Here is a 26,012-nt window from a genome sequence, read left to right as displayed (position 1 = left end):
TTGCTCCAGAAACTAGTGTGCAGCGGCGTTCGTTTGCGGCGCGGGTTCGCCGGCGCGCGTTTTCTGCGCGACGAGAATGGCGACGGCGGCAAGCGTGGCGGGCACGGCGAGCATCGCGAGGATCGCGCCGAATTGCCAGCCCAGGCCGAGCAGCGCGCCGCCGATCGCCGAACCGAAGATGCTGCCGAAGCGTCCCATGCCGAGCATCCAGCTCACGCCGGTGGCGCGCGCCACGGTCGGATAGCGTCCCGGCGCGAAGGCGTTGAGGCCGGTCTGCGCGCCGCTCATGCAAAAGCCCGCGGCGAACACGAGCACGGCGAGCGACGACGACAACGCGCCAATCCACGCAAGCCCCAGCACGCACACCGCGCCGCCGAGATACGCCGCGCTGATGACGGGCGCGGGCCGCGTCTTGTCCATGATGAAGCCGACGATGATCGCGCCGATGGTGCCGCCGATCTGGAACATCGCCGTGATGTTGGCGGCGGCGGAAACCGTGAGGCCCGCATCCTTCATCAAGGTGGGCAGCCAGCCGGTCAGCAGATAGATCACGAGCAGGCCCATGAAGTACGTGACCCACAACGCGGCGGTCATGAAACCATAGCCTTGCGAGAACAGCACGCCGATAGGCTTCTTGGTCGGCAGCGGCGGTTCCGTCGATACGAAGACTTCATCGCCCTTGAAGCGCTCGCCGCAGACACGTCCGAGCACCGCGCCGATCCGTTGCGAGGTCGCGCCGCGCACCGACATGAGACGCGCCGATTCGGGCAGCAGCCAGATTTGCAGCGGAATCAACACGAGCGGCAACGCGCCGCCGAAGATCAGCACCGAGCGCCAGCCGTGCTCGGGAATCAGCCAGCCGGCGACGAAACCGATCAGCGCGGAGCCGAGGTTGAAGCCCGTGAACATGATGGTGATGAGCAGCGAGCGCTTGCGCTGCGGCGCGTATTCGGAGAGCAGCGTCGTGGTGTTGGGCATGGCCGCGCCAAGACCGATACCGGTCAGCAAGCGCAGGAGCGCCATCGACGAGGGCGAATTGGTGAACGCCGTCGCGATGGTAAAGACGCCGAACAGGAACACCGAGGTGATCAGCACCCACTTGCGGCCGATGCGGTCCGAAGCCGGTCCCGCCGTCAACGCGCCGATCACGAGTCCGATGGGCGCGGCGCTCATCACGAGTCCGAACGCGGGCCGCGAGATGTGCCAGTCGCCGATGATCGAGGGCGCCACGAAACCCATGATGGCGACGTCCATGCCGTCGGCCGCGACGACGAGAAAGCACAGCGCGACCAGCAACCACTGGTACGCCGAGATGGGCCGCGCGTCGATGAAGCCCTTGATGTCGATGGTTCTACCGCTGTTCATGTTCGTCTCCGTGTTGCATCGTTTTGGCCGTCAAGCCTTGTTCTTCTCTTCTTTGTCCCAGGCGAGATTGCCCGCGCCCTTGCCCGCCACTGAATAGAGCGCGCCGGGCGCATTGCGCGTCTTCTGGAATTCCTCGAGCGTTTCGCCGCGCATCGCCGCATAGATATGCAGGTTCGAGATGCCCGTCACCGCGCCCAGCTTTTCGAGCATGAAAAAGATCACGCCGTAGTGAAGAAGACCGCGCCAGTCGCGGCGGCGCAGAAGATCGCGCTCCTGTTCGCTCAGACCCGCTGCTTCGTAGCTCGCTTCCTCGTCGGCCTTGAACGCCTCGCGATGCGCGGGCTCGACCATGCGATGCAGATAATCGTTGATGCGATAAGCCCGCACCGCCGTTTCGATGCTGAACGGATACGTGCCTTGCAGCTTCTCGACATCGGTGAGTTGCACGGCCATCTTCTGGCGATGACGTTCGAGTATCGCGGGCTTCGTCTCGCTGTCCTCGCCTTCGTAGATGGCGGTCGCGATGCCGGCCATCGACGGAAGGTAGTAGCTGCGGTGCTTGCACACGACGTTGTTCGACAGCGCGCCGCGCATGGTCAGCCACATGACCACTTCAGCGCCTTCGAAGCCGCCGAGTTCCGCGTATTCGGCGAGCGTCATGTCGGCGAGTTGCTCGGGGTCGCGCTCGAAGAGATCGAGGAAGCGGTGATCCCATTCCGTGTTGTTGAAGCCCGCGCGTTCGCCGTGAACCTGATGCGACAGGCCGCCCGTCGCGATGATCGCGACCTTGAGGTCTTCCGGATAACTTTCGATGGCGCGGCGCAGCGCCTGACCGAGCTTGTAGAAACGCCGCGCGCTCGGCACGGGCAGTTGCAGCACGCCCATTTGCAGCGGAATCAGTTGCATCGGCCAGTCGGGCTTGTGCGGGGTAAGCATCGAGAGCGGCGAGAAACAGCCGTGATCGAGCGGCTTGTTCTGGAAGAACGACATATCGAACTCGTCGGTCACGAGCGAGTTGCCGATGTGCGCCGCGAGCGCGGGATGCCCCTTGATCGGCGGCAGATCGCGCGCGCCGCCGCCTTCGTCCGCGACGCGCCATTCCGGACCGACGCCGAGCGCGAAGGCCGAGTAGTGATCGAAAAAGAACGACGTGATGTGGTCGTTGTAGATCGTCACGACCACATCGGGGCGCTTCTCTTCGAGCCATGTTGCGAGCGGCGCGAAGTTTTCGAAGATGGGAGCCCAGACCGGGTCGTCACGTTTGTTCTTGTCGAACGCGAAACCGATGGTCGGGGTATGCGAGGCAGCAATGCCGCCGATGATGCGAGCCATTGTGATGCTCCTTCGGGTGCCGGGCGACGCGTTACGCGTCCATCGGCAGCGGTGTCTGGTGCGGAAAACTGAATGGAAGATAGCGGCTGGCGGTTGCGCGGGAAACTACGCGTAAACCATGAAGATGGGCGCAATTCGATACGTCCGACGGCGTTCGATGCCTTTGCTTGCTGGGGTTGGGCGAGCGATCGGCTGGTTGCGTGATGCGGCATCCGATAAATAAAACTGATGCGCGAAGAAGGAAGACGCAAGGTCGCCCGACCGCCCGCATGTTCGCGGACGGATTGGCACGAACATGCGCGATCTAGGCCTCGTGCGCGAGGCGCGAGCGCAGTGCGATGGCCAGCGGGAAAATGGCGATGGCCGTGAGAGCCGTGGCAAGCGTGGCGCCGTGCACGCCGATCCGGTCGCCGAGGAAACCGTAGATAACCGGCGAGATCGCGCCCGACGCAATGGTGCCGGTATAGAAAAGCGCAAAGGCCCGCTCGGCTCCGTCGAGTGGCGCCAGTTCCGGCACGGTGCCGTAGAGCACGGACGAGGTGCCATTGAGCATCACGCCGAGGAGCGGCAACAAGACCATCGCGACGCTCAGCGGGCAAAGCATCACCGCGACGATGCAGGCCGCCGTGCCGCCCTCGGTTGCGAGCACGGTGCCGATCACGCCCAGCCGCGCGCCGAGCCATCCGCAGGCGAACTTGCCGGCCGCGCCGCCGATGAAAACCAGCGCGAGCGCCGTGCCCAGCATCGGTTGAGAGATGCCCTTCTCTTTCAGCAAGAACGGCAGGAACGTCAGCAGGCCCATGCGGACGCTGGTGTCGAGCACGCCTATCGAGAGCAGCATCGAAAAACCTCGTCCTGAGCCGCCGCGGTTGCCGCTGGATTGCGCATCGGCGGCCGGCGTGCTTCTCGGTACGACAGGGAAGAAAAGTGCAATGGATACAGCGACGACGCAACCCAGGACCGACATGATCCAGAGCGCGTGACGCCAGGGCATCAGCGTAACGAGAAGAGAGATTGCGGCCGGCAATGCCGATTTGCCGAGATCGCCGGAGAAGTTGTAGACGCTCAAGGGGCCGCGCGCGCGGCGGCCATAGACGCGCGACACCGCGCCCGATGCAATGGGATGCTGCGTGCTCGACCCGCTTCCCGATACCGCCAACGCCACGCACAAACCGAGCAGGCTTCCCGACATACCCGCGAGCGCGTAGCCACCGGCTGCGAGCAACGTGCCGAGCGCAAGCGTCGCCCGGCTGCCAAGCCTTTGCGCCAGACGCCCGGCCGGTATCTGAAGACTCGCCATGGTTCCGGCATAGACGCCGCGCAGCATGGCGAGCGCGCCATACCCCAGACCGAAGTCCGCCTGCCACACCGGCAGCAACGCGTAGATCATGTCCGTGTAACCGTCGTGCAGCGCGTGTGCGACGCAGGACAGCCAAAGCACGCGCGAAGGTAAAAGCGCGGTCCGGTCTGTTTTAAGCAAGGACGGCAAGGAAAACGGAATAAAGCGCATGAGTCTCCCGGACGACGGCGTGACGAGGCCTAAAAGACAATTTTATGACTCGAGGAAGGCGCCTTCAATTGACGTAAGATCGCGTCAATGGAGAGATAAAGTCACGCCATGAACGAACCAGCAAATCTGGCGCAGGACCGGGACAGGCTGCCGCCGCTCAATGCGTTGCGCAATTTCGAGGCGGTCGCCCGGCATGGAAGCTTCGCCGCGGCGGCGGCCGACCTGCATGTCACTCATTGGGCGGTCGGCAAGCAAATACGGCTGCTCGAAGACTGGTTCGGCGTGCCGTTGTTCGAGCGGCGCGCGCGCGGCGTTCAGCTTACCGATGAAGGCGCGGCACTCCTCAACGACGTGAGCAGCGCGTTCGAACGTCTCACACGCGGGGCAGCGCGCCTCAGGCACGACGAATTCACGCGCCGCGTGTCCGGCGTCGTGCGCGTGAACGCGCTGGCGAGCTTCGCGTTGTGCTGGCTGCTGCCGCGTCTCGCCGATTTTCAGGCGCGCTTTCCCGATATCGACGTCAGGTTGTCGACCACGTCGCGCAAGTTGCGGTATATCGGCGATGCCTTCGATATCGGCATACGCTCGGGTCACGAACAAGGCGCGGGCGTCGTATCGCGCTCGTTGATGGCCGATGTGCGCCTGCCGGTGTGCAGCCCCGCGCTGCTGCGTCAGCGTCCCATAGCAAGCGTCGCGGATCTGCGTCATCACGCGCTGCTGCATTCCGCCAGCACGCGCACGAGTTGGTCGTCGTGGCTCAAGCAGGCGGGCGCGGCGGACTTGCGCGCGGCCCGGCATGTCGAGTTCGAGCACACATATCTGCAACTCGCTGCTGCAGCGGAGGGGCTCGGCGTGGCGCTCGCGTCGTTGCCGCTGATCGGACGCGATATCGCCGAAGGCCGACTCGTATGCCCGATCGCGGCGCCGGCGTGGCGCGCGCCCGATTACACACTGGTGATCAACGCAGACCGCGTCGGGGATGACGCCGTGGCTTCCTTCGAGAAGTGGATCATGGCGAGCGCGGGAGGTGCCGGAAGTTAAAGAAGCGCGTCCCATCGTCCGATATATTGAAGGCCGGCGCGCGATGGCAAGCGGTCGCTTCAAAGACCAACTTTTCAGACGAACGAAACATGATCAAAATTCACGAGGCGGGACAGCCGGCGAACGGCCCCGTTCGCTGCGGTGGCTGCAATAGCCCCGAAGTGGCGCAGATCGAAATGGCCTTTGCGTTTCAGCCTATCGTCGACGTGCGGTCGGGTAGTCCCTATGCCTACGAGGCGCTCGTACGCGGGCCGAATGGCGAATCGGCGGGTTCGGTGTTGTCGCAGGTCGACGACTCGAACCGTTATAACTTCGATCAGCGTTGCCGCACGACTGCAATCGAGCAGGCGGCAAGCATGGGCATGGACAGCTTTCTGTCGATCAACTTCATGCCGAACGCGGTTTATCAGCCTGCGGCATGCATTCGCAGTACCTTCGAGGCCGCCGAGAAACACGGCTTCCCGGCGAATAAGATCATCTTCGAAACCATCGAAGGTGAAAACATCATTAGCCGTTCGCATCTGGTGCAGATCTTCCGCGCGTATAAATCGTTCGGCTTTCAGACCGCGATCGACGATTTCGGCGCGGGTTATTCAGGGCTCACACTGCTCGCCGACTTTCAGCCGGACTTGATCAAGCTCGACATGGCATTGGTGCGCGACATCGACACCGACACCGTGCGTCAGCGGATCGTTGCCGGCGTCTTGAAGATTTGCAGTGATCTGGGAATTCGCGTGATCGCGGAAGGCATCGAGACGCAAGGCGAGCGCGATTTTCTGGAAGCAGCCGGCGTGAGCCTGATGCAAGGCTATTTGTTCGCCAAGCCCTCGTTCAAAGAGATGCCCGCGATTGCCAATGTGCGTTAATGCCGGGTGCAAAATGTTGAAAGCCGCGCTTGGGACGTTGCTAATCGTTTTGGCGGGATGCGCGGTGCCTGGTGCGCCGGCATCGCCGGAGAATAGCGTTGGAGCCGAAGGGTCGGCCACCCAAGCTCCGGCATCGACTGATCATTCAAATTCGGAGCGTGTCGAGGCGCCGCACAGAAATCCGAAGATGTATGGGCCGCCAGGCGAGTGATTGGTGTCGGGCGCGCTACGCGTCGGTCCGCTCGACTACGAATCTGCAGAATCGGCCATGCCATTTGAACGGGGCATTTGGTTTTGTCCCCCGACGCTTTGCGCTACGCCGTCCGCGCTCCATTCCCGCTCAACCACCCATCAACGCATCGTCGTCTTGAGCAAATCGCCTGCGGTGCTCAACATGCCGCTCGCAATCTTGCCCGAGTCGATCTTGTAGGTTCCATCACGCAGAGCCGCCTTGATCGATTCGACCTTCGCCGTGTCGATGTCCGCGCCGCCCGTGACTTGCATCGACGACAACGAGGACAACGTCACTTTCGAGCTGGTTGCGTTGGTCGCGCTGGTTTGCTGCACGCCGCCCGTAGCCTGCACATCGCGTTTGCTTGCTACGCGAAAGGTGTCGGATTGGAGTGCGGCGGGCGTGTTGTTCGATTCGATCTTCATGGCTTTGGCTCCTTGTCTGTTGAGTTCTTTAACGGAGTGGGGCTTGAAATCTTTACCAAGCCCGGCGGCCTGCCGACACCCTCGCAACCTCGCCCAGCCCGCAAAGCCTTATCCAATAGGCCTCTCGCCTATTTGCAACAAATTGAAACAAAGTGTGAGGAATCGCACATGGACCGGACATGACGTCCGCGAAGGACAAGAAATTTCCCAAAATACTAGACGACTGGTCTACTACACGCTAAAGTTCACCCATGCCTACCGCAAACACATCAGAAACCGTCGACGTCCGCGAAAACATCATTGCCGTTGGTCAACGGTTGATCGGCGCCAAAGGCTTTTCCGCCGTCGGCCTGAATGAGATTCTCACGGAAGCCGGCGTGCCGAAGGGCTCGTTCTATCATTATTTTGGCTCCAAAGATGCGTTCGGCGTGGCGCTCCTGGAAAGCTATTTCGAGGACTATTTGAACGACCTCGACGGGACGCTAGCGCAGCCCGGACTGAACATGGCGCAGCGGCTGACGAACTACTGGAGCATTTGGCAAGAAACCCAGTCCTTCTTCGATTGCCAGGGCAAATGTCTCGCGGTCAAGCTCGGCGCCGAAGTGGCGGACATGTCGGAGGCCATGCGCGCCACGTTGAAGCGCGGCACGGCAGGGATCGTTAGCCGTCTTGCAAGTGCAATCGAAATCGGTGTGGCGGAAGGCTCGCTTTCGATCGAAGGTGATCCGCAAAGCGTCGCGCAGAGCTTGTATCAACTGTGGCTCGGCGCCAGCATCATGGTGAAGATCGTTCGCAACACGCAGCCGTTTGAAGTGGCGACGACGACAACGCAGCGGATCTTGCGACTTGCTCCCTGACGAAGCAGGGAGCGAGGTGCCAGCACTTCTTTAGAGGTGTTTTTTTGAAGCATTTACTAGACGACTGGTCTACTAACACCATCAACCTTCTTTACGGTTTCACCTTACTCACCCACGGAGATGCAACATGAAAGTGCTCATGGTTTTGACCTCACATGACCAACTCGGCAACACGGGCCGCAAAACGGGTTTCTGGCTCGAAGAGCTGGCCGCACCCTACTACGCCTTCAGGGATGCGGGCGCGGAAATCGTGCTGGCATCGCCTAAAGGTGGTCAGCCGCCGCTCGACCCGAAGAGCAACGAGCCGGCCAATCAGACGGAGATGACACATCGTTTCGAAGCCGATTCGCAGGCTACCGCGCAGCTTGCCAGCACGGTAAAGCTCGATCTCGTCTCGCAAGCCGATTTCGATACCGTGTTTTATCCGGGCGGTCATGGTCCGCTCTGGGACCTGGCCGAAGACAAAAACTCGATCGCCCTGATCGAAGCCTTCTTGGCCGCTGGCAAGCCTGTCGCGCTGGTCTGCCACGCACCCGGCGTGCTGCGCCATGTCCGCACGCCGGAGGGCGCACCGCTTGTCGAAGGCAAACGAGTCACAGGCTTCACCAACTCAGAGGAAGCCGCGGTCGGACTGACCGATGTCGTGCCGTTCCTCGTTGAAGACGAACTCAAGGCGAAGGGCGGCATCTATTCAAAGCTCGAAGACTGGGCACCTTATGTCGTCACCGATGGCCTTTTGATTACCGGGCAGAACCCGGCTTCATCGTCGTCCGCTGCGGCGACGTTGATGAAGCACCCGGCGCTCGCGCAATAACCGACGTTGACGTTACCGGCGCGCGCGGCCATTGGGCGGCCGCGCGCCAGGGAACCCACGCTCGTGCCAGGACTCGCGATGCACGGGCAAATTGCCGGGCGCTCGAACTCATCGATCCCACATCACGAAACCAGCCCGCGTGTCGTGAGAAATCCTGCTGCGTGGCAGCATGCACGCGTTGCACATAGCCCCGGTGCGTTTCTCATCGCGAAATTCCTTCTCCAAGGTCCTGATTCCACGCGTAAATCTAGTCCTCATTCTCCCCGATGCAGCGCCACGCTTAAGGACTACGCTCTTATATAAGAGGCAGCCGCAGTCACGGCGCTTGCCCGACGCTTCCTACAACGCCGGAGTCATCATGATGCAAATCTACGTTGAACCCTTGCCCAAGGGCCGATGGGGCCCAATCGATGGATACACACTCGAGTATCCCGACGGCACGAAGATCACCGAGCAGGTGTTCAGTTCGGAAAAGCTCGCGGTCAGCGAAATCAGGCTGCGCGGCTATACGCCCTTGCTGGCGAAGGTGCGTATCACGGACAAGGGCGAGCCGGAGCACTGGGAAAGCGTCGAGTGACGCATTGTCGATACGAACGTGCTTCGCCGATTTTCTTTCGCGAAGCACGTTTTATTTTTGTGATATTGCTGCTTCATCCGGAACGCAAATAACGGCGCGGCTACATAGCCGGTGGAGAAGCGATGCGACGAGGACCCTTCAGCGAAGCCGGCAGAAAACGCCGGCGTCTCTTTTTGAGCAAGGCGCATGTCGCGCTCGCGGCCTTCGGGACGCTCGGCTCGGTGCTCGGCATTGGTATCGCCATCGACGGCGGGCTCGAATTCAATCGCACCAAGGTGTTCACGGGCGTTGGCCTTATCGCCGTTTCGACCATTCTTTATATCTCGATGCTGTTCGTGAGCGACGAGCCATCCTGACGGCTCGTCGGCCGCACGAAATCACACATGCACGTCGCGCTCGCCGAGCGGCCGCACCGGTTCTTCCACACGTTGTTCTTCAAGGCCATGACGCGCCCGATGCCGGCGCACCCACAGCGCGGTCAGAATTGGCACGAGAATGGCCGTCACGAGACAGGCGGTCGCGACCATCGCGGTGGCCGCCGGCACGAGCGGCTTGAAGCGCGGAATCATCTCGCCGATGATCGCCGGATTCGCCACCGCCGCGCCCGCCGTCGATGAAGCCGCGAGTCCCGCCGCGCCATTGCCGCCCGCAATCCAGCGATCCGCGAGAATCAGCGGAATGCCCGTCACGACGATCACGCCCAACCCAAGCGCAACGCCCGGCAAGCCGCTCGTCGCGATTACGTGCAGGTCGATGCCATTGCCGAGCGCGAAGCCGAAGAACGGGATCAGCGGATGCACGCAGCGGCCGAACAGTTCGCGCAGGTCGCTGTCCAAATTGCCAAGCGCGAAGCCAATCAGAAACGGCAGCACCGCGCCGACGAAAAGGCGTGGCTCGAAGAACGCGACGCCCGTCGCGCCGAGAATCAGCATGCTGACGAGCGGCCCGGATTCCACCGACATCAGCACGAACGCGCCCGCTTCCTCGCGGCTGCCGTACTGCTGCATCACGGCGGCGTAAAGTCCGCCGTTGGTCATGTCCATCGACGTGGTGATGGCGAGCACGGAGAGGCCCGCGAAGAGACCGGCCTTGACGCCATCGATGGGAATGAAGTGCGCGGCGACGATGGTCGCGATCCACGCAACCGCCATCTTGGTCACGAGCAAGGTGCCCGACTTGCGCAGCACGGTGCCGGTCGCGCGCAGGTCGATGGTCGCGCCCATGCAGAAGAACCACACCGCGAGAATCGGCACGGTGCCCGTGATCAACCCGTTCGTGAACGAGCCGAAGTACTTGCCCGCGCCCGGCGCGAACGTATGGACGCAGGCGCCGAGCAGCAAGGGCACGAGCATGAGACCGCCTGGAATGCGGTCAATCGCTTTCTTTATATTCATGTCTCCTCCGTGGACTTTGGCGTCCGGATGGCGGGCTGTCTACCCAGTGCAATGCGCCGCTTTAAGCTCGGCCGCATCGGTTCGGCGCAATATAGCATCGCTGTTTTATATTCGCTGAATGCAAGGCCGGGAGGCGGGTTAATCGTTTACCCGCGCGCGGGCAGAGTTACCGGGTTTGCCTGTCCGGTGGGCCTTCGCGGACACTTCACATTCGCGAGCACGACAAAACGGAGCCTTAGTGAAATTCGATACGACCACCATCCGTCTGGTTCTTGCCATCGCGGACGAAGGCAGCATCTCGCGCGCCGCGGACAAGCTCAGTCTCGCGGTGGCCGCCGCCTCGCGGCGCGTATCGGACCTCGAAGCGCAACTCGGCGCGAAGCTCTTCACGCGCGTTCCGCACGGTGTGCAGCTCACCGAGCCGGGCGCGAAGCTGCTGCTGTACATCCGCCAGATCGACAATCTGATCGTCCGTCTCGAAGGCGATGCGCGCGCGCTCAAGGAAGGGCGCCACGGGCGCATCATCATCGGTGCGCCGAAGGCGGTGGTCATGCAGTTTCTGGCGGGCGCCATCGCTGGGATTCAGCGCAAGCATCCCGGCATCTCGCTCATGGTTCAGGAGGAGAACAGCAAGATCGTTCAGCAGTTGTTGCGCGACAAGGTCATCGATATCGGCATCTACGAAAAGAAGAGCGGCTTTCTCGACCTCGACCGCGTGCCGTATCGCGAAGACCGGCTCGAACTCGTGTATAGCACCGAACATTTTAAGTTCGACGATGCGCCGCTCGGTATCGACGAGATCATGGACTTGCCCGTGATCAGTCTCGGCAAAGGCTCCGCCATTCTGTCCGCGCTGCAACGCGCACATCAGAGCCGGGGACGACTCTTCGCGAACAATTACGCCGTGAGCGGCTTCGACACCATGCTCGTGATGGTGCGTCAGGGCTTGGGCGTTGGCCTCATGCCCGCGGCTGTGCTGCGCAGCTTTCACCCGGAACGCGCGATTGCGTCGAAGGAGATTGCAGGCGACTGGCATAAGCGCAGCTACGTGCTTTCTTGCGTCGAAGGTCACGCTCAGGAACAGACGCTTCAACGCGTCGTGGCCGAGCTGCTCGACGCACGCAACTAGTCTGAACGAGGAAGCACGCTCGAGGCTTTCGCGAATTGCGAAACCAGCCTTGCCCGCGCAAGCCTTGCGGCATTGCAAGCGGTGGTTGAAAGTGAAGGCATGACCCGCGCCGCAGGTCGAAGCCCTTCTCCACCGAACCAATCGACATGACCCAGACAAAACCTCTCCCCTTGGACGGAATCCGCGTGCTCGACGTAAGCCAGGTCATGGCGGGACCGTTCGCCTGCATGCTGCTCGCCGACATGGGCGCGGATGTCATCAAGGTGGAACCGCCCGAAGGCGATCAGACGCGCGGCGCGATGGGCTTCAAGATGAAAGGGCCCGACAGCATGGGCTTTCTCAACATGAACCGCAACAAGCGTTCGGTGACGCTGGACCTGAAGAGCGACGAAGGCCGCGGGCTCTTCTACAAGCTCGCGAAGACTGCCGATGTGATCGTCGAGAACTATCGGCCAGGCGTGGTGCAGCGGCTTCGTATCGATTACGAGTCGATCCGGGAGATCAACCCGAAGATCGTTTATGTGAGCATTTCGGGCTTCGGGCAAAGCGGCCCGTGGTCCACGCGGCCCGGCTTCGATCTGATGGCTCAGGCCATGTCCGGCGTCATGAGCGTGACGGGATATCCCGGCGGCAAGCCGGTCAAGGCGGGCGTGCCGGTGGCGGATATCGGCTGCGCGCTCTTTGCGGTGTCGGGGCTGTTGTCGGCTTATATCGGCGCGCAAAAATCGGGCGTCGGTCAGCATATCGACGCTTCTCTCTTCGATTCCGTCATGGCCTTCTCGATCTGGGACATGTCGGAGTACTGGGGCACGGGCGTGCCGCCGACACCGCTTGGCACCAGCAACAAGATGAGCGCGCCGTATCAGGCCGTGAAGGCGCGCGATGGCTACTTCGTGATGGGCGCGACTAACCAGAAGCTGTGGACGAAGCTGTGCGGGTTGTTAAAGCGGCCCGATCTGATCGACCACGCCGACTATGCGAACGTCTCGCTGCGCCTGAAAAACCGCGAGGCCATGATCCAAGTGCTCGAAGAGGAGTTCGCCAAGCGCGACAGCGCGGAATGGGTCGATACCCTGCTCGCGGCCGGCATTCCAGCCGGCCCTATCCTGACTTATCCGGAAGCATTCGAGAGCGAACATGCCACACATCGCCGCATGGCAATGGAAATCGATCATCCGCACGAAGGCAAGGTGAAGAACATCGGCTTTCCGGTCAAGCTGCTCGGGACGCCGCAGACCGTGCGCCGCCATCCGCCCCTGCTCGGCGAACATAACGAAGAGATCTTCGCGGAGATCAACGGAACCAGTGGAATGAAGCCATGAGCGAACATGTCCGGCTTACGCTGCATGCATCGGGCGCGGCGGAGATCGTCATCGACCGGCCCGAGCGTCACAACGCCATGTCGATTCCCATGTACGAAGCGCTGCTCGCGCGTATCGACGAATGTCAGCGCAATAGTGACGTGCGCTGCATTCTCTTTCGCGGCGCGGGCGGCAAGTCGTTTATCGCGGGAACGGATATCGAGTACTTCAAGGACTTTCGCGGCGGACACGATGGCGTGGCCTACGAAGCGCTGGTCGAGCGCGTGATCGATACGGTCGAGCGCATTGCGCTTCCCACGCTCGCCGTGATCGATGGCTGGGCGGTCGGCGGTGGTCTCGCGCTCGCCACGGCCTGCGACTTTCGCGTGTGCAACGAAAACTCCCGGTTCGGCGCACCGATTGCCAAGACGCTCTCGAACACGCTTTCGTCGCGCAATATCGCGCGGCTACATGCGGCTTTCGGCGTGCCGCGCGTCAAGCGCATGCTGATGCTCGCCGACTTTCTCGCAGCGAACGAGGTCCTGGCGTGCGGCTACGTATATTCGGTGGTGACGAAAGACGCGCTCGATGCCAGCGCGCATGCGCTTGCCGAGCGGCTCATGGCGTTGTCGCCAATCACGCAGAAGGCGGTAAAGGAGAGCCTACGGCGCATCGTGATCGACCAGAGCTTCGCGGACGAAGACATCATCGAGGAAGTCTATGGAAGCGCGGCTTTTCGTGATGCGGTGACAGCATTCACTTCGGGCAAGCCGAAACGGTGAGCGCGATTCTTCAACGCCCGCTCAGTGCGAGCGTGTTGAAGAGCGTTTGATGATCGAAGGGTTTTTGACAACGCGGATGATGCCGGTAGGCGATATCGATCGAATCGACACCGTACCCGGTTGCAAAGATGAAGCGGATCTCACGCAACGTCAGTTCATCCGCTACGGCGTATGACTTCTCGCCGTTGAGGTCGATGTCGAGAATGGCAACGTCGATGTAATGCTCGTCGTCTAGAAGCGCCAGCGCGTCCTGCGCCCACGCCACCGGCCCGACGACGATTGCCCCTGCAATTTCGAGCAACGCGGACAGCGCGAGCGCCACCAGGTAATCGTCTTCCACGACCAAGATGCTCAAACCTTCGAGCGGTGTCCCGACTACTGCCATTTTCGGACCCCCTAGGGACTGCTGCCGTGCATATGCGCTGGTCGCAGCGGGATCTCGATATGACACGAAACCCCATCCCAGTTGAAGTCCAGCTCGGTGCGAGCGTGTAGCGTGAAACGAAGCGCTTTTTCGATGAGTTGCCGGCCGAAGCCGATTTTCTTGTCCTCGGGCGTGATGCGCACACCGCTTTCGATCCAGTCCAGAACGAGCCATTCCGGCCCGGACTCTCTCTTCTCGACAATCCAGCTGACGACGAGCCGTGCGCCTTGATGCTTCAACGCGCCGTACTTGAGCGCGTTGGTCGCAAGTTCGTGAAGCACGAGCGCGATCGTCTGAACGTTGCGAAAGCCGAGCGGCACGACCGGTCCACTCACCGAGACCCTGTCGCTGCTGCCGACACCGAGCGCCTCGAATTCAAGGCGAACGATGTCACCCAAATTGATCAGATGCCCGTTCGCTTCGCCGATCAAGCCCTGCAGCCTGCCAAGCGCGGCGAGGCGACTCGTGAACGTGTCGAGCGCTTCGTCGCCCGAGAGCGTCTGTTGCGCGATCGACTGAATCACCGACAACAGATTTCGCGTCCTGTGTTGCAGTTCCGCAATCAAAACGTCCTGTCTACCTTCAGCATGAACCATTCCCGTGATATCGACGAAAGCAATGACCACACCGTCGATCTTGCGATCGCCGTTGAGATAAGGTGCGAGACGCACGAGGAAATGATTCAGCCCATCCTTGCTGCTGACCTGCTGTTCGCGTGTTTCCTGACTCCTGAATACCTCACGGATGCCTTCTTCCAGCCCCGGAAGGTCGAGACGGCTGACGAGCTCCGATATGGGACGCCCGCGATCGACCGGACGGATATGGAAGATATCGGCCATTGCCGGGGTAAATGAGCGAATGGAAAATTGCCGGTCGAGAAACACGGTGGCGACCGACGTGCTTTCGAACAGGTTCTGAAGATCGCTGTTCGAGCGGTCGAGCGCGTCGATCTTGCCATTCAGTTCCAGATTGACGGTGTGCAACTCCTCGTTGAGCGAGACGAGCTCTTCCTTGGACGCCTCCAGCTCTTCGTTCGACGATTGCAGTTCCTCGTTGACCGAAACCAACTCTTCGTTCGACGACTTGAGTTCTTCGAGCGCGGTCTCGTATTCCTCTATCATCGATTGCAGGCGCTCACGGGTATCCCGTAGTTCCTTTTCGATTTGCTCCGCGGTGCCGTCGTGCATGGCCTCGGCGCGCGCAAGCGCCTCTTCGCGCGTGAGCACGGGCCCTTGGTCCTGGAACACGACGAGATACATGCGCTCACCCGGCGCTTGCTGGACGAGCGGCTCGATGGTCAGATTGATCACCTGTACACGGCCGTCCTCGCCCTCGACCACCACCCCCTCTCGCGCGATCGTGCGGCCCGAGTCGACCGCTTCGCGAAACACCGAGCGCAAGTCGAGGCCCAGCCCCTTGCGCGCCATTGCGAATAGCTGGCGCGTCGGCATGCCGGGCGCTGCCTCGAGATATTTGCCGGTGCGGCCCGAGTAGTAGACGACATCGCCATCGCGCGTCACGAGCACGTGCGGCGGCGTGAAGCGGTCGATCATATGACCGTCGACAGCCAGGCGCAGCGCGGCGCCGCCCAGGGGCGGACGGCTTGGCGTCAACGCGGACAGATGGCCGATAGTCAGCGCGGATACCGCGAGCGGCAGACGCACTTGCGACACGACATCGGCGCGGCGCTTGAAAAGCCTGTGCTTCTTGTCGAGCGGAACGAACAACTCGTCGAACTGGCTCACGTTCTCCGACGGGCCGAGGAACAGAAAACCGTCCGGGCGCAGCGCATAGTGGAAGGTCGGAATGACCTGATTCTGGACCTCGATTCCGAAGTAGATGAGGAGATTGCGGCACGACACGAGATCGATGCGTGAGAAAGGCGGATCGCGAATGACGCTGTGCGGCGAAAAGATGCACAGTTCGCGCACTTCCTTGGCCACCACGAAGCTGCTGCCGTCCGGCACGAAGAAACGGTCGCGCCGCTCTTGCGATACATTGTCGAGCAACGCCAGCGGATAGCGCGCCGCACGCGCCACCGTGAGCGCTCCGTCGTCGATATCGGTGGCGAAGATCTGGATGCGCGGCGCCTTCTCGACACCTGCGATCTGTTCGGACATCAGCATGGCGATGGAATACACTTCCTCGCCCGTGGCGCAGCCCGGCACCCAGACACGCACGACATCCTCGGCGGTGCGGCCTTCGAAAAGCTTCGGCAGGACGAGTGTGGCGAGACTCTCGAACGCGTGCTCATCGCGGAAAAAGCTCGTGACGTTGATCAAGAGATCGCGAAACAGTGCCGTCACTTCCTGCGGATCGGCCGCGAGCCGCGCTACATAACTCTCCGGAGTTGCCATCGCCCGGACCTGCATGCGCCGCTGCACCCGCCGCGAAAAAGTCTTGACCTTGTAGCCGCTGAAGTCGTGTCCGACGTTATCGCGCAAGATGCCGTAAATGGCTTCTCGCGCCTCGTCGAATGCTTTCGCGGCGGCTTCGACTTCGGGCTCTTCCACGACGGAATCGAGCCTGAAGGCGCCGGCGGCAAAGCTCGCGAGCTTCGCGCCCATTTGGTCGACCGCCACGGCGAAATCGACCAGGCCAGTGGCAATGGCGCTATTGGGCATGTCCGGGTGATGCGGTCCGAAGCCGTCCGCAACCTGTGCGAGCGTCAGTCCGCCCCGCTCCTTGATCGCCTTGATGCCGAGCGTGCCGTCCGAATCGCCGCCTGAGAGAATGACGCCTGCCGACAGTTCGCCGATATCGAGCGCGAGCGTGCTCAGAAAATGGTCGATCGGCTTGCGCTCGCGACGCGGCTTGTCCAGTGACTGCACGTGCAAGGTCCGGTTCGAGACGCTGACGATGGCATCGCGCGGCAAGAGATAGACGCTATCGATCTCGATCGGCTCGCCTTCGGCAATCGCGTGTACCTGCATTGGCGTAAAACGCGAAACAATCTCCGGCAACAAGCTGATACGGTCCGGGCTCAGGTGCGTGATGATCACGCAAGCGAGGCCTGGCTTTTCCGGCATGCCGCGAAAGAAGCCTTCCAGCGCCTCGACGCCGCCCGCGGACGCGCCGACGCCGACAATGGGGAAGTCGGTTGCCGGTGTCATGACTTCTCCCGCATCGGCGCATTGTCGCTGTGGTCCAGGCGCCTTGCCTCCGGGAGAAGTCCGGCTTCGCGAGCAAGGCCTGAGCGCGCCCTGACGAAAACCGCGAGATGTTCCGTAAGACGGACGTCGATTGCGTGCTTGCTGGTCATGGACCGCCTCGAAGAACAAAGGTATCAGTCTATATTACCGCGCGCGCAACGGGCGTCGAAGCGTGCTTGCAAGGCGGGCAGACATGTATGGCGTGACGCGAGTGGTCAGCCAGAGCGTTGAACATAAACGGCCGGCGCGGGCCGCTTCACGAATATAAGCCTTGACTGGCCGTCGAATCCGTTCGATTTTTATTTCACGGCGATGGCGATGGCGATGGCGACGGCGACGAGCGCTGTCTGGCAGCGCTTCTACGCTTCGTGAAAGAACCCTTCGAGAATACCGTCCCTGAGCGCGACGACATCGAGACTGCCGCGCTTGCGCGGACGCGGCAGGTCGACATCCACGATACGTCCCGGACGCGCTTCCATCACCACGATGCGATCCGAGAGCAGCACCGCCTCCTCGACGTCATGCGTGACGAGGACCATCGTGATGCGCTCCTGCGCCCAGATGCGTTGCAGTTCGTCCTGGAGCCGTGCGCGCGTGAGCGCATCGAGTGCGCCGAACGGTTCATCGAGCAAGAGCAAACGCGGCCGGTTGACGAGCCCTCGCGCAATGGCGACACGCTGCGCCATGCCGCCCGAGAGCTGATGCGGATACTGTCCCTCGCACCCCTCGAGGCCGACGAGCGCCACATGCTCGGCTACCGCACGCGCTTTCTCGTGCTTGCTCAAAGGCGCGTTGCGCAAGGCCACCGCGACGTTCTGTTCGACGTTCAGCCATGGAAACAGACGATGATCCTGAAACACGATGCCGCGCGAAAGATCCGTCGAGACCACGCGCTCGCCGCCGAATTCGATCTCGCCTTCGTACGACGCATCGAGGCCTGCGATCAACCGCAAGAGCGTCGACTTCCCGCAACCGCTCGCCCCGACGATACTCACGAACTCGCCGCTTCGGATCGAGAGGTCGATACGATCCAGCACGGGCGCACCGGCATCGCCCTCATAACGCTTGCTCACCCGCCGCAGCGCGAGGCCGCTCGTGTCCGTTGCCATCGTTGGTATCGCTGCCATCGTCATTCTCCTCAAGCCGCGCGCGCTTCGCTGAACCAGCGCCGCTGCACCGCACGCGCGAGCGCGTTGAGCGCCCACCCCGTTATTCCCACGACGATCACGCCGAATACGACGAGATCCATCCGAAACTGCTCGCTGCCATCCACGAGCGTATTGCCGATCCCGCTTCCCGCGACGAGCAGATACTCCGCACCGAGCGTCGCGAGCCACGAATAGATGAGCGCGAGATAGATGCCCGTGAAGATCGAAGGCAGCGCGGCCGGCAGCACCACGAACGCGAGCGTCTGCAACTTGCCGTAGCGATACGCGCGCGCCACTTCGAGAAAACGCGGCGGCACGGCGCGGATGCCGTCGCTCGTATGCATCACGACCGGAACCAGCGCGGCGAGCGACAGGAACACGACCTTCGCGACATCGCCGAGACCGAACCACACGGAGATGAGCGGAATCCACGCGAACAGCGACACTTGCTTGAAGGTGTTGAAGCTCGGCGCAATGGCGCGGTTCGCGAGCTTCGACACACCCAGCAACGCGCCGAGCGCGAGCCCGAGCGAAGTGCCGATCACAAAGCCCGTCAACTCCCGCGCAAGCGACGCCGACAACGCACGCGCCAGCGCGCCGCTACGCAACTGTTCCCACGCGACATGCAGCACTTGCGCGGGCGACACCATCATGCCGTGGGCGGGCTTGGCATCGCGCGATACGAGCCACCATATCGCCAGCGCCGCGAGCGGCAGCACGAAGCCGCGCCAGCGCTTCGGCATGGCAACACGCGGGACTGCTTCGAGTTCTATCGATGACATCGTCCGCTCCTAGACCGCGCCGCGCTGCAACTTGCGCTCGAGCGCGGTCAACAAGCGATCGGCGACATAGCCGACCGCGCCCACGATCAAGACCGAAGCCAGCACCAGATCGAGCTGAAAGAGCTGGCGTCCGTACACGATCAGATAGCCGAGCCCTTCCGACGATGCCACGAGTTCCACGACCACGAGCGTCAGCCATGCTTTGGTGAAGGCGAGGCGAATGCCCGTGCCGATCATCGGCACCGACGAGGGCAAGACCACACGCAAAATGGTTTGCCAGCGCGTATAGCGATACACCGCCGCGACCTCACGCAACTCGGGCGGGGTGCTGCGAAAGCCCTGCAAGGTGCTCAGGGTCACCGGCACGAGCGCGGCATGACCGATGAGCAGATACTTCAACGGCTCACCGATGCCCACCACGATCATCAGAAACGGCAGCCAGCCGAGCACGGGCACCTGCACGATCGCGTTGAAGCTCGGCAGCACATACGCCTCGACCGTGCGCGACAGGCCGAGCACGCCGCCTAGCAAAATGCCGAGCACCACGCCGCCGCCAAAGCCGACAGCCGCGCGCGACATGCTCGCGCCCAAGTGCATCCATAGTTCGCCGCTCTTGATGAGCGCGGCAAGGGTATCGAAGACCAGCGAGGGCGGCGGCAGAACCTGCGCGGAGATCCATCCAAGACGCGAGCCCAGCACCCATAGCAACGCGCAGGCGAGCGGCAGAAGCCACGGCAATACGGCCCAGCCAAGCGAACGCGCCGTGCCGCCGGATGCGCGCGCGACCGAAGCGTTGCGGCGTGCCGCCGGCACCAGCACACGCGAGAGAGCATTCGCCATCGGAAGTTCTCCGTTGAGAAAGAAGCGGGTCAGGCGACCGGCTTGCCCGACGCATCGAAGCGCGGCCAGTAGCTTTCGAGCTTGAGCGACTTGAGCGCCTGATCGAGATACTTCGGCTCGAACCAGCCGTTCACGCTGACAGGTTGGCGAATGAGGTTCAGCCGCAAGGCGTCATCGGCGACGGACTGATAGCGTGCCTGCACGAATGGATCGATGAGCGGCGAATTGCGGTCCTTCAAAGGCTGATTCGCATACTCCGATGCCCACGACTCCGACGGCACGCCGCTCTTCGACCACAACGTGAAGAGCGCATTGCGATTGCCTTCGTCGGACGACCATTGCGCGGCCTGCACCACCGAAGTCACGACCTTTTGCACCACGTCGGGATGCGCGCTTTCGAAGTCGTCGAGTACGAGCAGATGCGCTTGCCGCGTCAGTTGCATGCCGCCATCGCGCGACGCATAAACGATCTTCGCGAGACCCTGGCGCTGCAACTTGAAGAGCGAGTAGTCGAGAAACACGGCATCGACGCCCTTCGACGCAAGCGCTGCCTGCGCCGCGGCCGTATCGAGATTGATGACGCGTAGATCGCGTTCGGTCAGGCCGTTTTCCTTGAGCACGTTATCCGCCACGAGCTGCAGATTCGTGCCCCGAAAAATCGCCACGCGCTTGCCCTTGAGGTCTTTCACCGACTTGATGTCGGAGTCCGGCGGCACCGCGACATACACGCCCGCGCGCACATTCGATTCGAGCAGCAAGTGCGTCTTCAGGCCGTTCGCGCGTCCGAGCACCGCAGGCAAGTCACCCTGATACGCGAAGTCGATTTGCTTGTTGGCGAGCGCCTCGTTCACGGCCGGACCCGCGCCCTTGAAGAAGATCCACTCGACCTTGATGTGATCGCCCTGCAATGCATCCTCGACACGATGCTGCAATTGCGCGGTGGCGGCAGGCGAGCCGCCGAACGTGGGCGGGTCGCCCGCGCCCTGCTGCGCGACGCCGATGCGCACCGTTTCCGGCGCCGCGGCGTGCGAGATGGAAACGAATGCGGCGCACAAAAGAGCGCCCGCGAAGCGCGCGAATCTCGTTGTCATCTTGTCCTTCGGCGTTATTCGATGATCGACTGGCGATGACCCGCGTCATCGCCAGTGAGGGCATTCAGGCGCGTGCTTCGCGCTTGACGGTGCGGCTCTTTCTGCCGTCGATGGAAACGGGCACGTCGCCGTGAACGGTCGCGCGACGCACGACGCGGTGGTCATCGCCGTAATCCGCCACCGCGTAGTGCTGCGTCGCGCGGTTGTCCCAGATCGCGACATCGCCTTGCGTCCAGCGCCAGCGCACCGTGTTCTCGAGGCGCTGAATGTGATCGTGGAAGATTTCGAGCAGTCGGTCCGAATCGCGCTGCGACAGGCCGACGAAGCGCTGCACGAAGTGACCCAGCACGAGCGTGCGTTCACCCGTTTCCGGATGCACGCGCACCACGGGATGTTCCGTCTCGTAGAGCGTGGAGGTGAACTGCTTGCGGTACTCGCGCTCCGTCTCGGTGTCGGGCGCGTTGCGCGTGGCTGCGTAGTCGTAGGCGTTCGAATGCAACGCCCAGAGGTTGTCGGCGAGATCGCGCAAGGGCTGCGGCAGGTTGCTGTAGGCGGTGGCGGTGTTGCCCCACACGGTATCGCCGCCGGCGGGCGGGATCACCACGCCGCGCAGGATGGAAATCTTCGGATAGGCATCGACGAAAGTGACATCCGTATGCCATGAATTGGCGCGCGTGCCGTGCTTCGAATCGAGTTCGAGCAGACGGCTCGTGCCTTCCTTCGAAGGCACCGTGGGATGCGCCACGGTGTCGCCAAAACGCGCGGCGAACGCTTCCTGCGAAGCGTTGTCCAGATGCGACTGGCCGCGAAAGAACAGCACCTTGTGCTTGAGCAGCGCGTCGTTGATGCGAGTGATGGCGGTATCGTCGAGATCGCCTGAGAGCGTCACGCCGCGCACTTCGGCGCCAATGCGGCCGCCTATGGGACGGACCTGCAAAGGCTCCTGCGTGGCGGCGGGCTGACGGACGGAATCGTGGTCGAGCGTAGCGGAATCGGACATCGGTTGCTCCGTTGGTTTCGGATATCGTGGGCAAGCCGCGAAAGAACGCGACCGAAACATTGAAGCATCGACTGCCCATCCGACCAACGAAGCGTTTCGACTAAGCTTTACAGCGCCGAGGTGATGACGCCTTGCTCGAATCCGCTATTCAACGCGAATAACGCTGTAAGGATTCGATCGTTTCATCGAGTTCCGCTTCGAGCCGCGCCATCAATTCCGCGGCGGACATTTCGCGCGCGAGTGCGGCCGCCTGCCCGCCCCATTGCGCGCCATAGCCGAACTCGCCTCGTGCCTTGGCGGCCGCATGCAGCGCCTTGCCCGCGTCGTAAGTCACGGGATACGCGGGGTTGTTCGGTGCGTTTGCCTCACGCCCGAGTTCCGTGAACTTGTTGACGAGACTGCGCGCCGGGCGGCCCGATATCACGGCGGTAAGCGTGGTGTGATTCGCGGCATCGCTCAGAAGCGCGCGACGATATCCCGCATCGATTGCGGACTCGGTGGTCGGAACGAAAGCCGTGCCAAGCTGCGCCGCCTGCGCGCCGAGCGCGAGCGCGGCGGCGATTCCCGCGCCATCCATGATGCCGCCCGCCGCGATCACCGGTACGTCGAACTTGCGCACGAGCAAACGCGTGAGGGCGAAGGTGCCGAGAAAATCGTCGTCGGCTTCACTGTCGAAGATACCGCGATGCCCGCCCGCTTCGATGCCTTGCGCGACGATCGCATCGATACCCGCTTTTGCGATTTGCTCCGCTTCACTCACATTAGTTGCAGATGCAATCAGTTTGATGCCCGCGTTACGGAGGGCATCGATATAGTCCTTCGAAGGCAGGCCGAAGTGAAAGCTCACGATAGCCGGCTTTTCTTCGACGAAGACCTTGAGCATGGCTTCATCGACGACAAAGCTCGTGTAGATTTCGCTGAGCCGCGCGGGCGGCGTGGCGCCGTATCGCGCGAAGACGGGCGCGAGCCATTCGACCCACGCGCTTTCCAGAGCGGCGTCGGCTTTAGCCGGGCTATGACAGAACACGTTGACGTTGAACGGCTTGTCGGTCAGCGCGCGCGTCTCGCGAATGACCTTGCGCGCCGCTTCGGCGTTCATCGCGCCCACGCCGAGCGACCCCAGTCCGCCCGCATTCGATACCGCCGCCGCGAGCGCGGGCGTCGTGACACCGGCCATCGGCGCCTGAATGATGGGCTTGTTGATGCCGAGTAACGGCAATAAAGCGTTGCTCCTGCTCATGACCATGTCCTCTCGATAGTGGCCTCGAGCTTCTCGACGATGAAACCGCACGCAAGGCTGCGAGGCCAGATAACAAATCGCCCGCTCCTTCCTGCACGGAAGCCAAGCGGGCGACGACTACCTGTGCTGCGTACGCCTTACTTCGCGGTCGGCATCACGAATTCCGCGCCCTTTTCCGTGCTTTCCGGCCAGCGTTGCATGATGGACTTTTGCTTTGTATAGAAGCGCACGCCTTCTTCGCCATAAGCGTGCATGTCGCCGAAGAGACTGCGTTTCCAGCCGCCGAAGCCATGCCATGCCATCGGAACGGGAATGGGTACATTGATGCCGACCATGCCCACTTCGATGCGTCGGCCGAACTCGCGCGCAACGTGACCATCGCGCGTGTAGCAGGCGACGCCGTTGCCGAACTCGTGCGCATTGACGAGTTCCACGGCTTCGCCGAAGTCCTTCACGCGCACGCATGAAAGCACCGGCCCGAAGATTTCTTCCTTGTAGATGCGCATGTTCGGCGTCACATGGTCGAACAGCGTGCCGCCCGTGAAGAAGCCGTCTTCGTGACCGGGAACCTTGTGGCCGCGTCCATCGACGACGAGTTTCGCGCCTTCATCCACGCCCAGCGCGATATAACCTTCGATACGTTCCAGCGCGGCGCGCGTGACGATCGGCCCCATTTCGGCATCAAGCTCCATGCCGTTCTTGATGACGAGCTGCTGCGCACGTTCGGCGAGGCGCGGCACGATCTTGTCCGCCACGTCGCCCACCAGCACCGCGACCGATACCGCCATGCAGCGCTCGCCCGCCGAACCGTAGCCCGCGCCGATGAGCGCATCGATAGCCTGATCGAGATCGGCATCCGGCATCACGACCATGTGATTTTTTGCGCCGCCGAGCGCCTGCACACGCTTGCCGTGCTTCGCGCCGGTCTCGTAGATATAGTTGGCGATGGGCGTCGAACCGACGAAGCTGATCGCGCGCACATCGAGATGTTCGAGCAATGCATCGACCACGACCTTGTCGCCTTGCACCACGTTGAAAATGCCATCCGGCAGACCCGCTTCCTTCAGCAGATTCGCCATGAAAAGCGACGCGGACGGATCGCGCTCACTCGGCTTCAGGATGAACGCGTTGCCGCTTGCAATGGCCACGGGGAACATCCAGCACGGCACCATGCAAGGGAAGTTGAACGGCGTGATGCCCGCGACGACGCCGAGCGGCTGACGCGTCGTCCAGTTATCCATGCCGGTGGAAACTTGTTCCGTGTAATCGCCCTTCAGCAATTGCGGAATGCCGCAAGCGAATTCGATCACGTCGATGCCGCGCGACACTTCGCCTTGCGCGTCGGTAAAGACCTTGCCGTGCTCGGCCGTGATGATCGCCGCGAGTTCATCGCGACGCAGGTTCATGAGTTCGAGGAACTTCAGCATGACGCGCGCGCGCCGAATGGGCGGCGTGTCGCGCCATGCGGGGAACGCGGCTTTCGCGCTCTCGACGGCGGCATCGACATCGGCGACTTCGCCGAGCACGAGCTTGCGCGGACGCTCGCCCGTCGCGGGATTGAAAATGGGCTGCGAGCGGGCGCCCGAGCCATTCACGCGTTCGCCATGAATGAAGTGAACCACGTCGGCGGTGTCGTTATACGCTTGCATTTCGTCTCCTGTCCAGAAGTGTCAATGCCAAGAGTGTAGGACGGAATCGTGCGCCGCGAACGCGTTATGATTGAACTCATTGTTCATAACGGCAAACAATCCCCGCGCATGGACGCACAAAAAGTCGAAGGGCTCTGGACGCATCTGCATTGGCTCACGGTGCTCGCCGAGCAGGGCAGCTACACGGCGGCGGCGGCGCGGCTCAACGTAAGCAAAGCCGCGATGAGTCAGCGTATCGCCGAACTGGAGCGCGCGGCAGGCGTGCCGCTCGTCACGCGCACCACGCGCAGCGTGCGCTTCACGGAGGCAGGACGGCGCCTTGTCGACGATACGCGCACGCAGTACGAGCATATCGCCGCGAGCTTTTCGAGCGTGAGGGAAATGGCGGGCGTGGCGCGCGGCTTGATCCGCGTCACCGCGCCAATGGCGTTCGCGCGTCAGCAATTGGTGCCGCGTTTAGCGGGCTTTCTGCATGCGCATCCGGAAGTGCGCGTGCAACTGGAAGCATCGGACAGGTTGAGTTCCATTGCGACGGAGGGCTTCGATCTCGCCATCCGGCACAGCGCGCAAGCGCCGGAAACGCATGTCGCGTGGAAGTTGTGCGATACCCATTCGGTGATCGTGGCGACACATGCATATCTCAAACGGCGCGGCATGCCCGCGACGCCCGCCGATCTCGCGGTGCACGACTGCCTGTTTTATCCGCGCGCGCAGACATCGGGCGTGTGGTCGTTCGTGCGTAAGGGCGCGCGCAAGACGGCGGCCGGGCCTCATACGCTTGCGGTCAACGGGCCATTCTCCGCGAACAATAGCGAAGTGCTGCGCGATGCCGCGCTCGACGATTTGGGTATCGCGCTGTTGCCCGACTTCAGCGCGCAAGCCGCGGTGCAGGCGGGAAAGCTTGTGGTGTTGCTGCCGGACTGGCGCTGCGTGGGCACATTCGCCGATCAGCTTTATGTCGTGCGTCCTTATGCGCCTCATGTGCCGCGTGCGGTCGCACTTTTCATCGGCTATTTGCGCGAGACCTTTGCGGGCGGCTTTCCGCTTTAGCGTTTTCTCTA

Annotated in this window: 24 protein-coding genes; 10 read left to right on the top strand and 14 right to left on the bottom strand. The window is 62.2% G+C overall.

What is annotated here, in order from left to right; all coding sequences use genetic code 11:
- Nucleotides 1–12: 12 nt before the first annotated feature.
- From LDZ28_RS24725 to LDZ28_RS24715, 3 genes are all read right to left on the bottom strand, one after another.
- A complete protein-coding gene (locus LDZ28_RS24725; protein ID WP_244830018.1) occupies nt 13–1,365 on the bottom strand; it encodes an aromatic acid/H+ symport family MFS transporter in 1,353 nt (450 codons plus the stop codon).
- Between the two features lie 30 nt (nt 1,366–1,395).
- Nucleotides 1,396–2,697, bottom strand: coding sequence for a gallate dioxygenase (locus LDZ28_RS24720; RefSeq protein WP_244830017.1), 1,302 nt, complete (start codon nt 2,695–2,697; stop codon nt 1,396–1,398).
- Nucleotides 2,698–3,001: 304 nt separating this feature from the next.
- A complete protein-coding gene (locus LDZ28_RS24715; protein WP_244830016.1) occupies nt 3,002–4,207 on the bottom strand; it encodes an MFS transporter in 1,206 nt (401 codons plus the stop codon).
- 108 nt (nt 4,208–4,315) lie between these two features.
- On the opposite strand from LDZ28_RS24715, the gene gcvA reads away from it, so the two are divergent.
- Together gcvA and LDZ28_RS24705 are read left to right on the top strand one after the other, a co-directional pair.
- Nucleotides 4,316–5,248, top strand: a complete 933-nt coding sequence (gcvA, locus tag LDZ28_RS24710; RefSeq protein ID WP_244830015.1) for a transcriptional regulator GcvA — start codon at nt 4,316–4,318, stop codon at nt 5,246–5,248.
- Between the two features lie 89 nt (nt 5,249–5,337).
- Nucleotides 5,338–6,114: an EAL domain-containing protein gene (locus LDZ28_RS24705; RefSeq protein ID WP_244830014.1), complete on the top strand. Its 777-nt coding sequence runs from the start codon at nt 5,338–5,340 to the stop codon at nt 6,112–6,114.
- A gap of 351 nt (nt 6,115–6,465) precedes the next feature.
- Here the strand turns inward: LDZ28_RS24705 and flgM are convergent, their stop codons facing one another.
- Nucleotides 6,466–6,771 (bottom strand): flagellar biosynthesis anti-sigma factor FlgM, encoded by a 306-nt coding sequence (gene flgM / locus LDZ28_RS24700; RefSeq protein ID WP_244830013.1) that lies wholly within the window; start codon nt 6,769–6,771, stop codon nt 6,466–6,468.
- Nucleotides 6,772–7,022: 251 nt separating this feature from the next.
- Here flgM and LDZ28_RS24695 point away from each other — a divergent pair, with 251 nt between their 5' ends.
- The 4 genes from LDZ28_RS24695 (at nt 7,023) to LDZ28_RS24680 (ending at nt 9,375) form a co-directional block, all read left to right on the top strand.
- Complete coding sequence (locus LDZ28_RS24695; RefSeq protein ID WP_244830012.1) at nt 7,023–7,628, top strand: TetR/AcrR family transcriptional regulator; 606 nt, start codon at nt 7,023–7,025, stop codon at nt 7,626–7,628.
- Between the two features lie 127 nt (nt 7,629–7,755).
- Nucleotides 7,756–8,442: a type 1 glutamine amidotransferase domain-containing protein gene (locus tag LDZ28_RS24690; RefSeq protein ID WP_244830011.1), complete on the top strand. Its 687-nt coding sequence runs from the start codon at nt 7,756–7,758 to the stop codon at nt 8,440–8,442.
- 358 nt (nt 8,443–8,800) lie between these two features.
- Nucleotides 8,801–9,019 (top strand): hypothetical protein, encoded by a 219-nt coding sequence (locus tag LDZ28_RS24685; protein ID WP_244830010.1) that lies wholly within the window; start codon nt 8,801–8,803, stop codon nt 9,017–9,019.
- A gap of 122 nt (nt 9,020–9,141) precedes the next feature.
- Nucleotides 9,142–9,375, top strand: coding sequence for a hypothetical protein (locus tag LDZ28_RS24680; RefSeq protein ID WP_244830009.1), 234 nt, complete (start codon nt 9,142–9,144; stop codon nt 9,373–9,375).
- 21 nt (nt 9,376–9,396) lie between these two features.
- On the opposite strand, the gene kdgT is transcribed toward LDZ28_RS24680, so the two are convergent.
- Nucleotides 9,397–10,413, bottom strand: a complete 1,017-nt coding sequence (gene kdgT, locus LDZ28_RS24675) for a 2-keto-3-deoxygluconate transporter (protein WP_244830008.1) — start codon at nt 10,411–10,413, stop codon at nt 9,397–9,399.
- A 238-nt stretch (nt 10,414–10,651) separates the two neighbouring features.
- Between kdgT and LDZ28_RS24670 the strand changes: the two genes are divergently transcribed.
- From LDZ28_RS24670 to LDZ28_RS24660, 3 genes are all read left to right on the top strand, one after another.
- Complete coding sequence (locus LDZ28_RS24670) at nt 10,652–11,542, top strand: LysR family transcriptional regulator (protein WP_244830007.1); 891 nt, start codon at nt 10,652–10,654, stop codon at nt 11,540–11,542.
- Between the two features lie 146 nt (nt 11,543–11,688).
- The gene (locus LDZ28_RS24665; RefSeq protein ID WP_244830006.1) at nt 11,689–12,864 is read left to right on the top strand and encodes a CaiB/BaiF CoA-transferase family protein; all 1,176 of its coding nucleotides are present in this window, start codon (nt 11,689–11,691) and stop codon (nt 12,862–12,864) included.
- The gene (locus tag LDZ28_RS24660; protein WP_244830005.1) at nt 12,861–13,625 is read left to right on the top strand and encodes an enoyl-CoA hydratase; all 765 of its coding nucleotides are present in this window, start codon (nt 12,861–12,863) and stop codon (nt 13,623–13,625) included. The genes LDZ28_RS24665 and LDZ28_RS24660 overlap by 4 nt, the downstream gene beginning before the upstream one ends.
- A 10-nt stretch (nt 13,626–13,635) precedes the next feature.
- On the opposite strand, the gene LDZ28_RS24655 is transcribed toward LDZ28_RS24660, so the two are convergent.
- The 9 genes from LDZ28_RS24655 to LDZ28_RS24615 form a co-directional block, all read right to left on the bottom strand.
- A complete protein-coding gene (locus tag LDZ28_RS24655) occupies nt 13,636–14,010 on the bottom strand; it encodes a response regulator (protein WP_244830004.1) in 375 nt (124 codons plus the stop codon).
- 11 nt (nt 14,011–14,021) lie between these two features.
- The gene (locus tag LDZ28_RS24650; RefSeq protein ID WP_244830003.1) at nt 14,022–17,162 is read right to left on the bottom strand and encodes a CheR family methyltransferase; all 3,141 of its coding nucleotides are present in this window, start codon (nt 17,160–17,162) and stop codon (nt 14,022–14,024) included.
- A gap of 398 nt (nt 17,163–17,560) precedes the next feature.
- On the bottom strand, nt 17,561–18,328 hold the full coding sequence (locus LDZ28_RS24645) for an ABC transporter ATP-binding protein (protein WP_370652232.1): 768 nt from the start codon (nt 18,326–18,328) through the stop codon (nt 17,561–17,563).
- Between the two features lie 11 nt (nt 18,329–18,339).
- The gene (locus tag LDZ28_RS24640) at nt 18,340–19,131 is read right to left on the bottom strand and encodes an ABC transporter permease (protein ID WP_244830002.1); all 792 of its coding nucleotides are present in this window, start codon (nt 19,129–19,131) and stop codon (nt 18,340–18,342) included.
- A gap of 9 nt (nt 19,132–19,140) precedes the next feature.
- A complete protein-coding gene (locus LDZ28_RS24635) occupies nt 19,141–19,971 on the bottom strand; it encodes an ABC transporter permease (protein WP_244830001.1) in 831 nt (276 codons plus the stop codon).
- A gap of 29 nt (nt 19,972–20,000) precedes the next feature.
- Complete coding sequence (locus tag LDZ28_RS24630; protein WP_244830000.1) at nt 20,001–21,062, bottom strand: ABC transporter substrate-binding protein; 1,062 nt, start codon at nt 21,060–21,062, stop codon at nt 20,001–20,003.
- Between the two features lie 64 nt (nt 21,063–21,126).
- Complete coding sequence (locus LDZ28_RS24625; RefSeq protein ID WP_244829999.1) at nt 21,127–22,062, bottom strand: TauD/TfdA family dioxygenase; 936 nt, start codon at nt 22,060–22,062, stop codon at nt 21,127–21,129.
- Nucleotides 22,063–22,210: 148 nt separating this feature from the next.
- Entirely contained in the window at nt 22,211–23,302 is a 1,092-nt protein-coding gene (locus tag LDZ28_RS24620) for a nitronate monooxygenase family protein (RefSeq protein WP_244829998.1), read from the bottom strand.
- A gap of 137 nt (nt 23,303–23,439) precedes the next feature.
- On the bottom strand, nt 23,440–24,951 hold the full coding sequence (locus LDZ28_RS24615; RefSeq protein ID WP_244829997.1) for a CoA-acylating methylmalonate-semialdehyde dehydrogenase: 1,512 nt from the start codon (nt 24,949–24,951) through the stop codon (nt 23,440–23,442).
- A 108-nt stretch (nt 24,952–25,059) separates the two neighbouring features.
- On the opposite strand from LDZ28_RS24615, the gene LDZ28_RS24610 reads away from it, so the two are divergent.
- Entirely contained in the window at nt 25,060–26,001 is a 942-nt protein-coding gene (locus LDZ28_RS24610; RefSeq protein WP_244829996.1) for a LysR family transcriptional regulator, read from the top strand.
- The last annotated feature ends 11 nt before the right edge of the window (nt 26,002–26,012 follow it).

It is taken from the genome of Caballeronia sp. TF1N1, assembly GCF_022878925.1.
Classification (GTDB): domain Bacteria; phylum Pseudomonadota; class Gammaproteobacteria; order Burkholderiales; family Burkholderiaceae; genus Caballeronia.
Note: the sequence above shows the minus strand (reverse complement) of the source record. Positions and strands in the feature narration are given on the sequence as shown.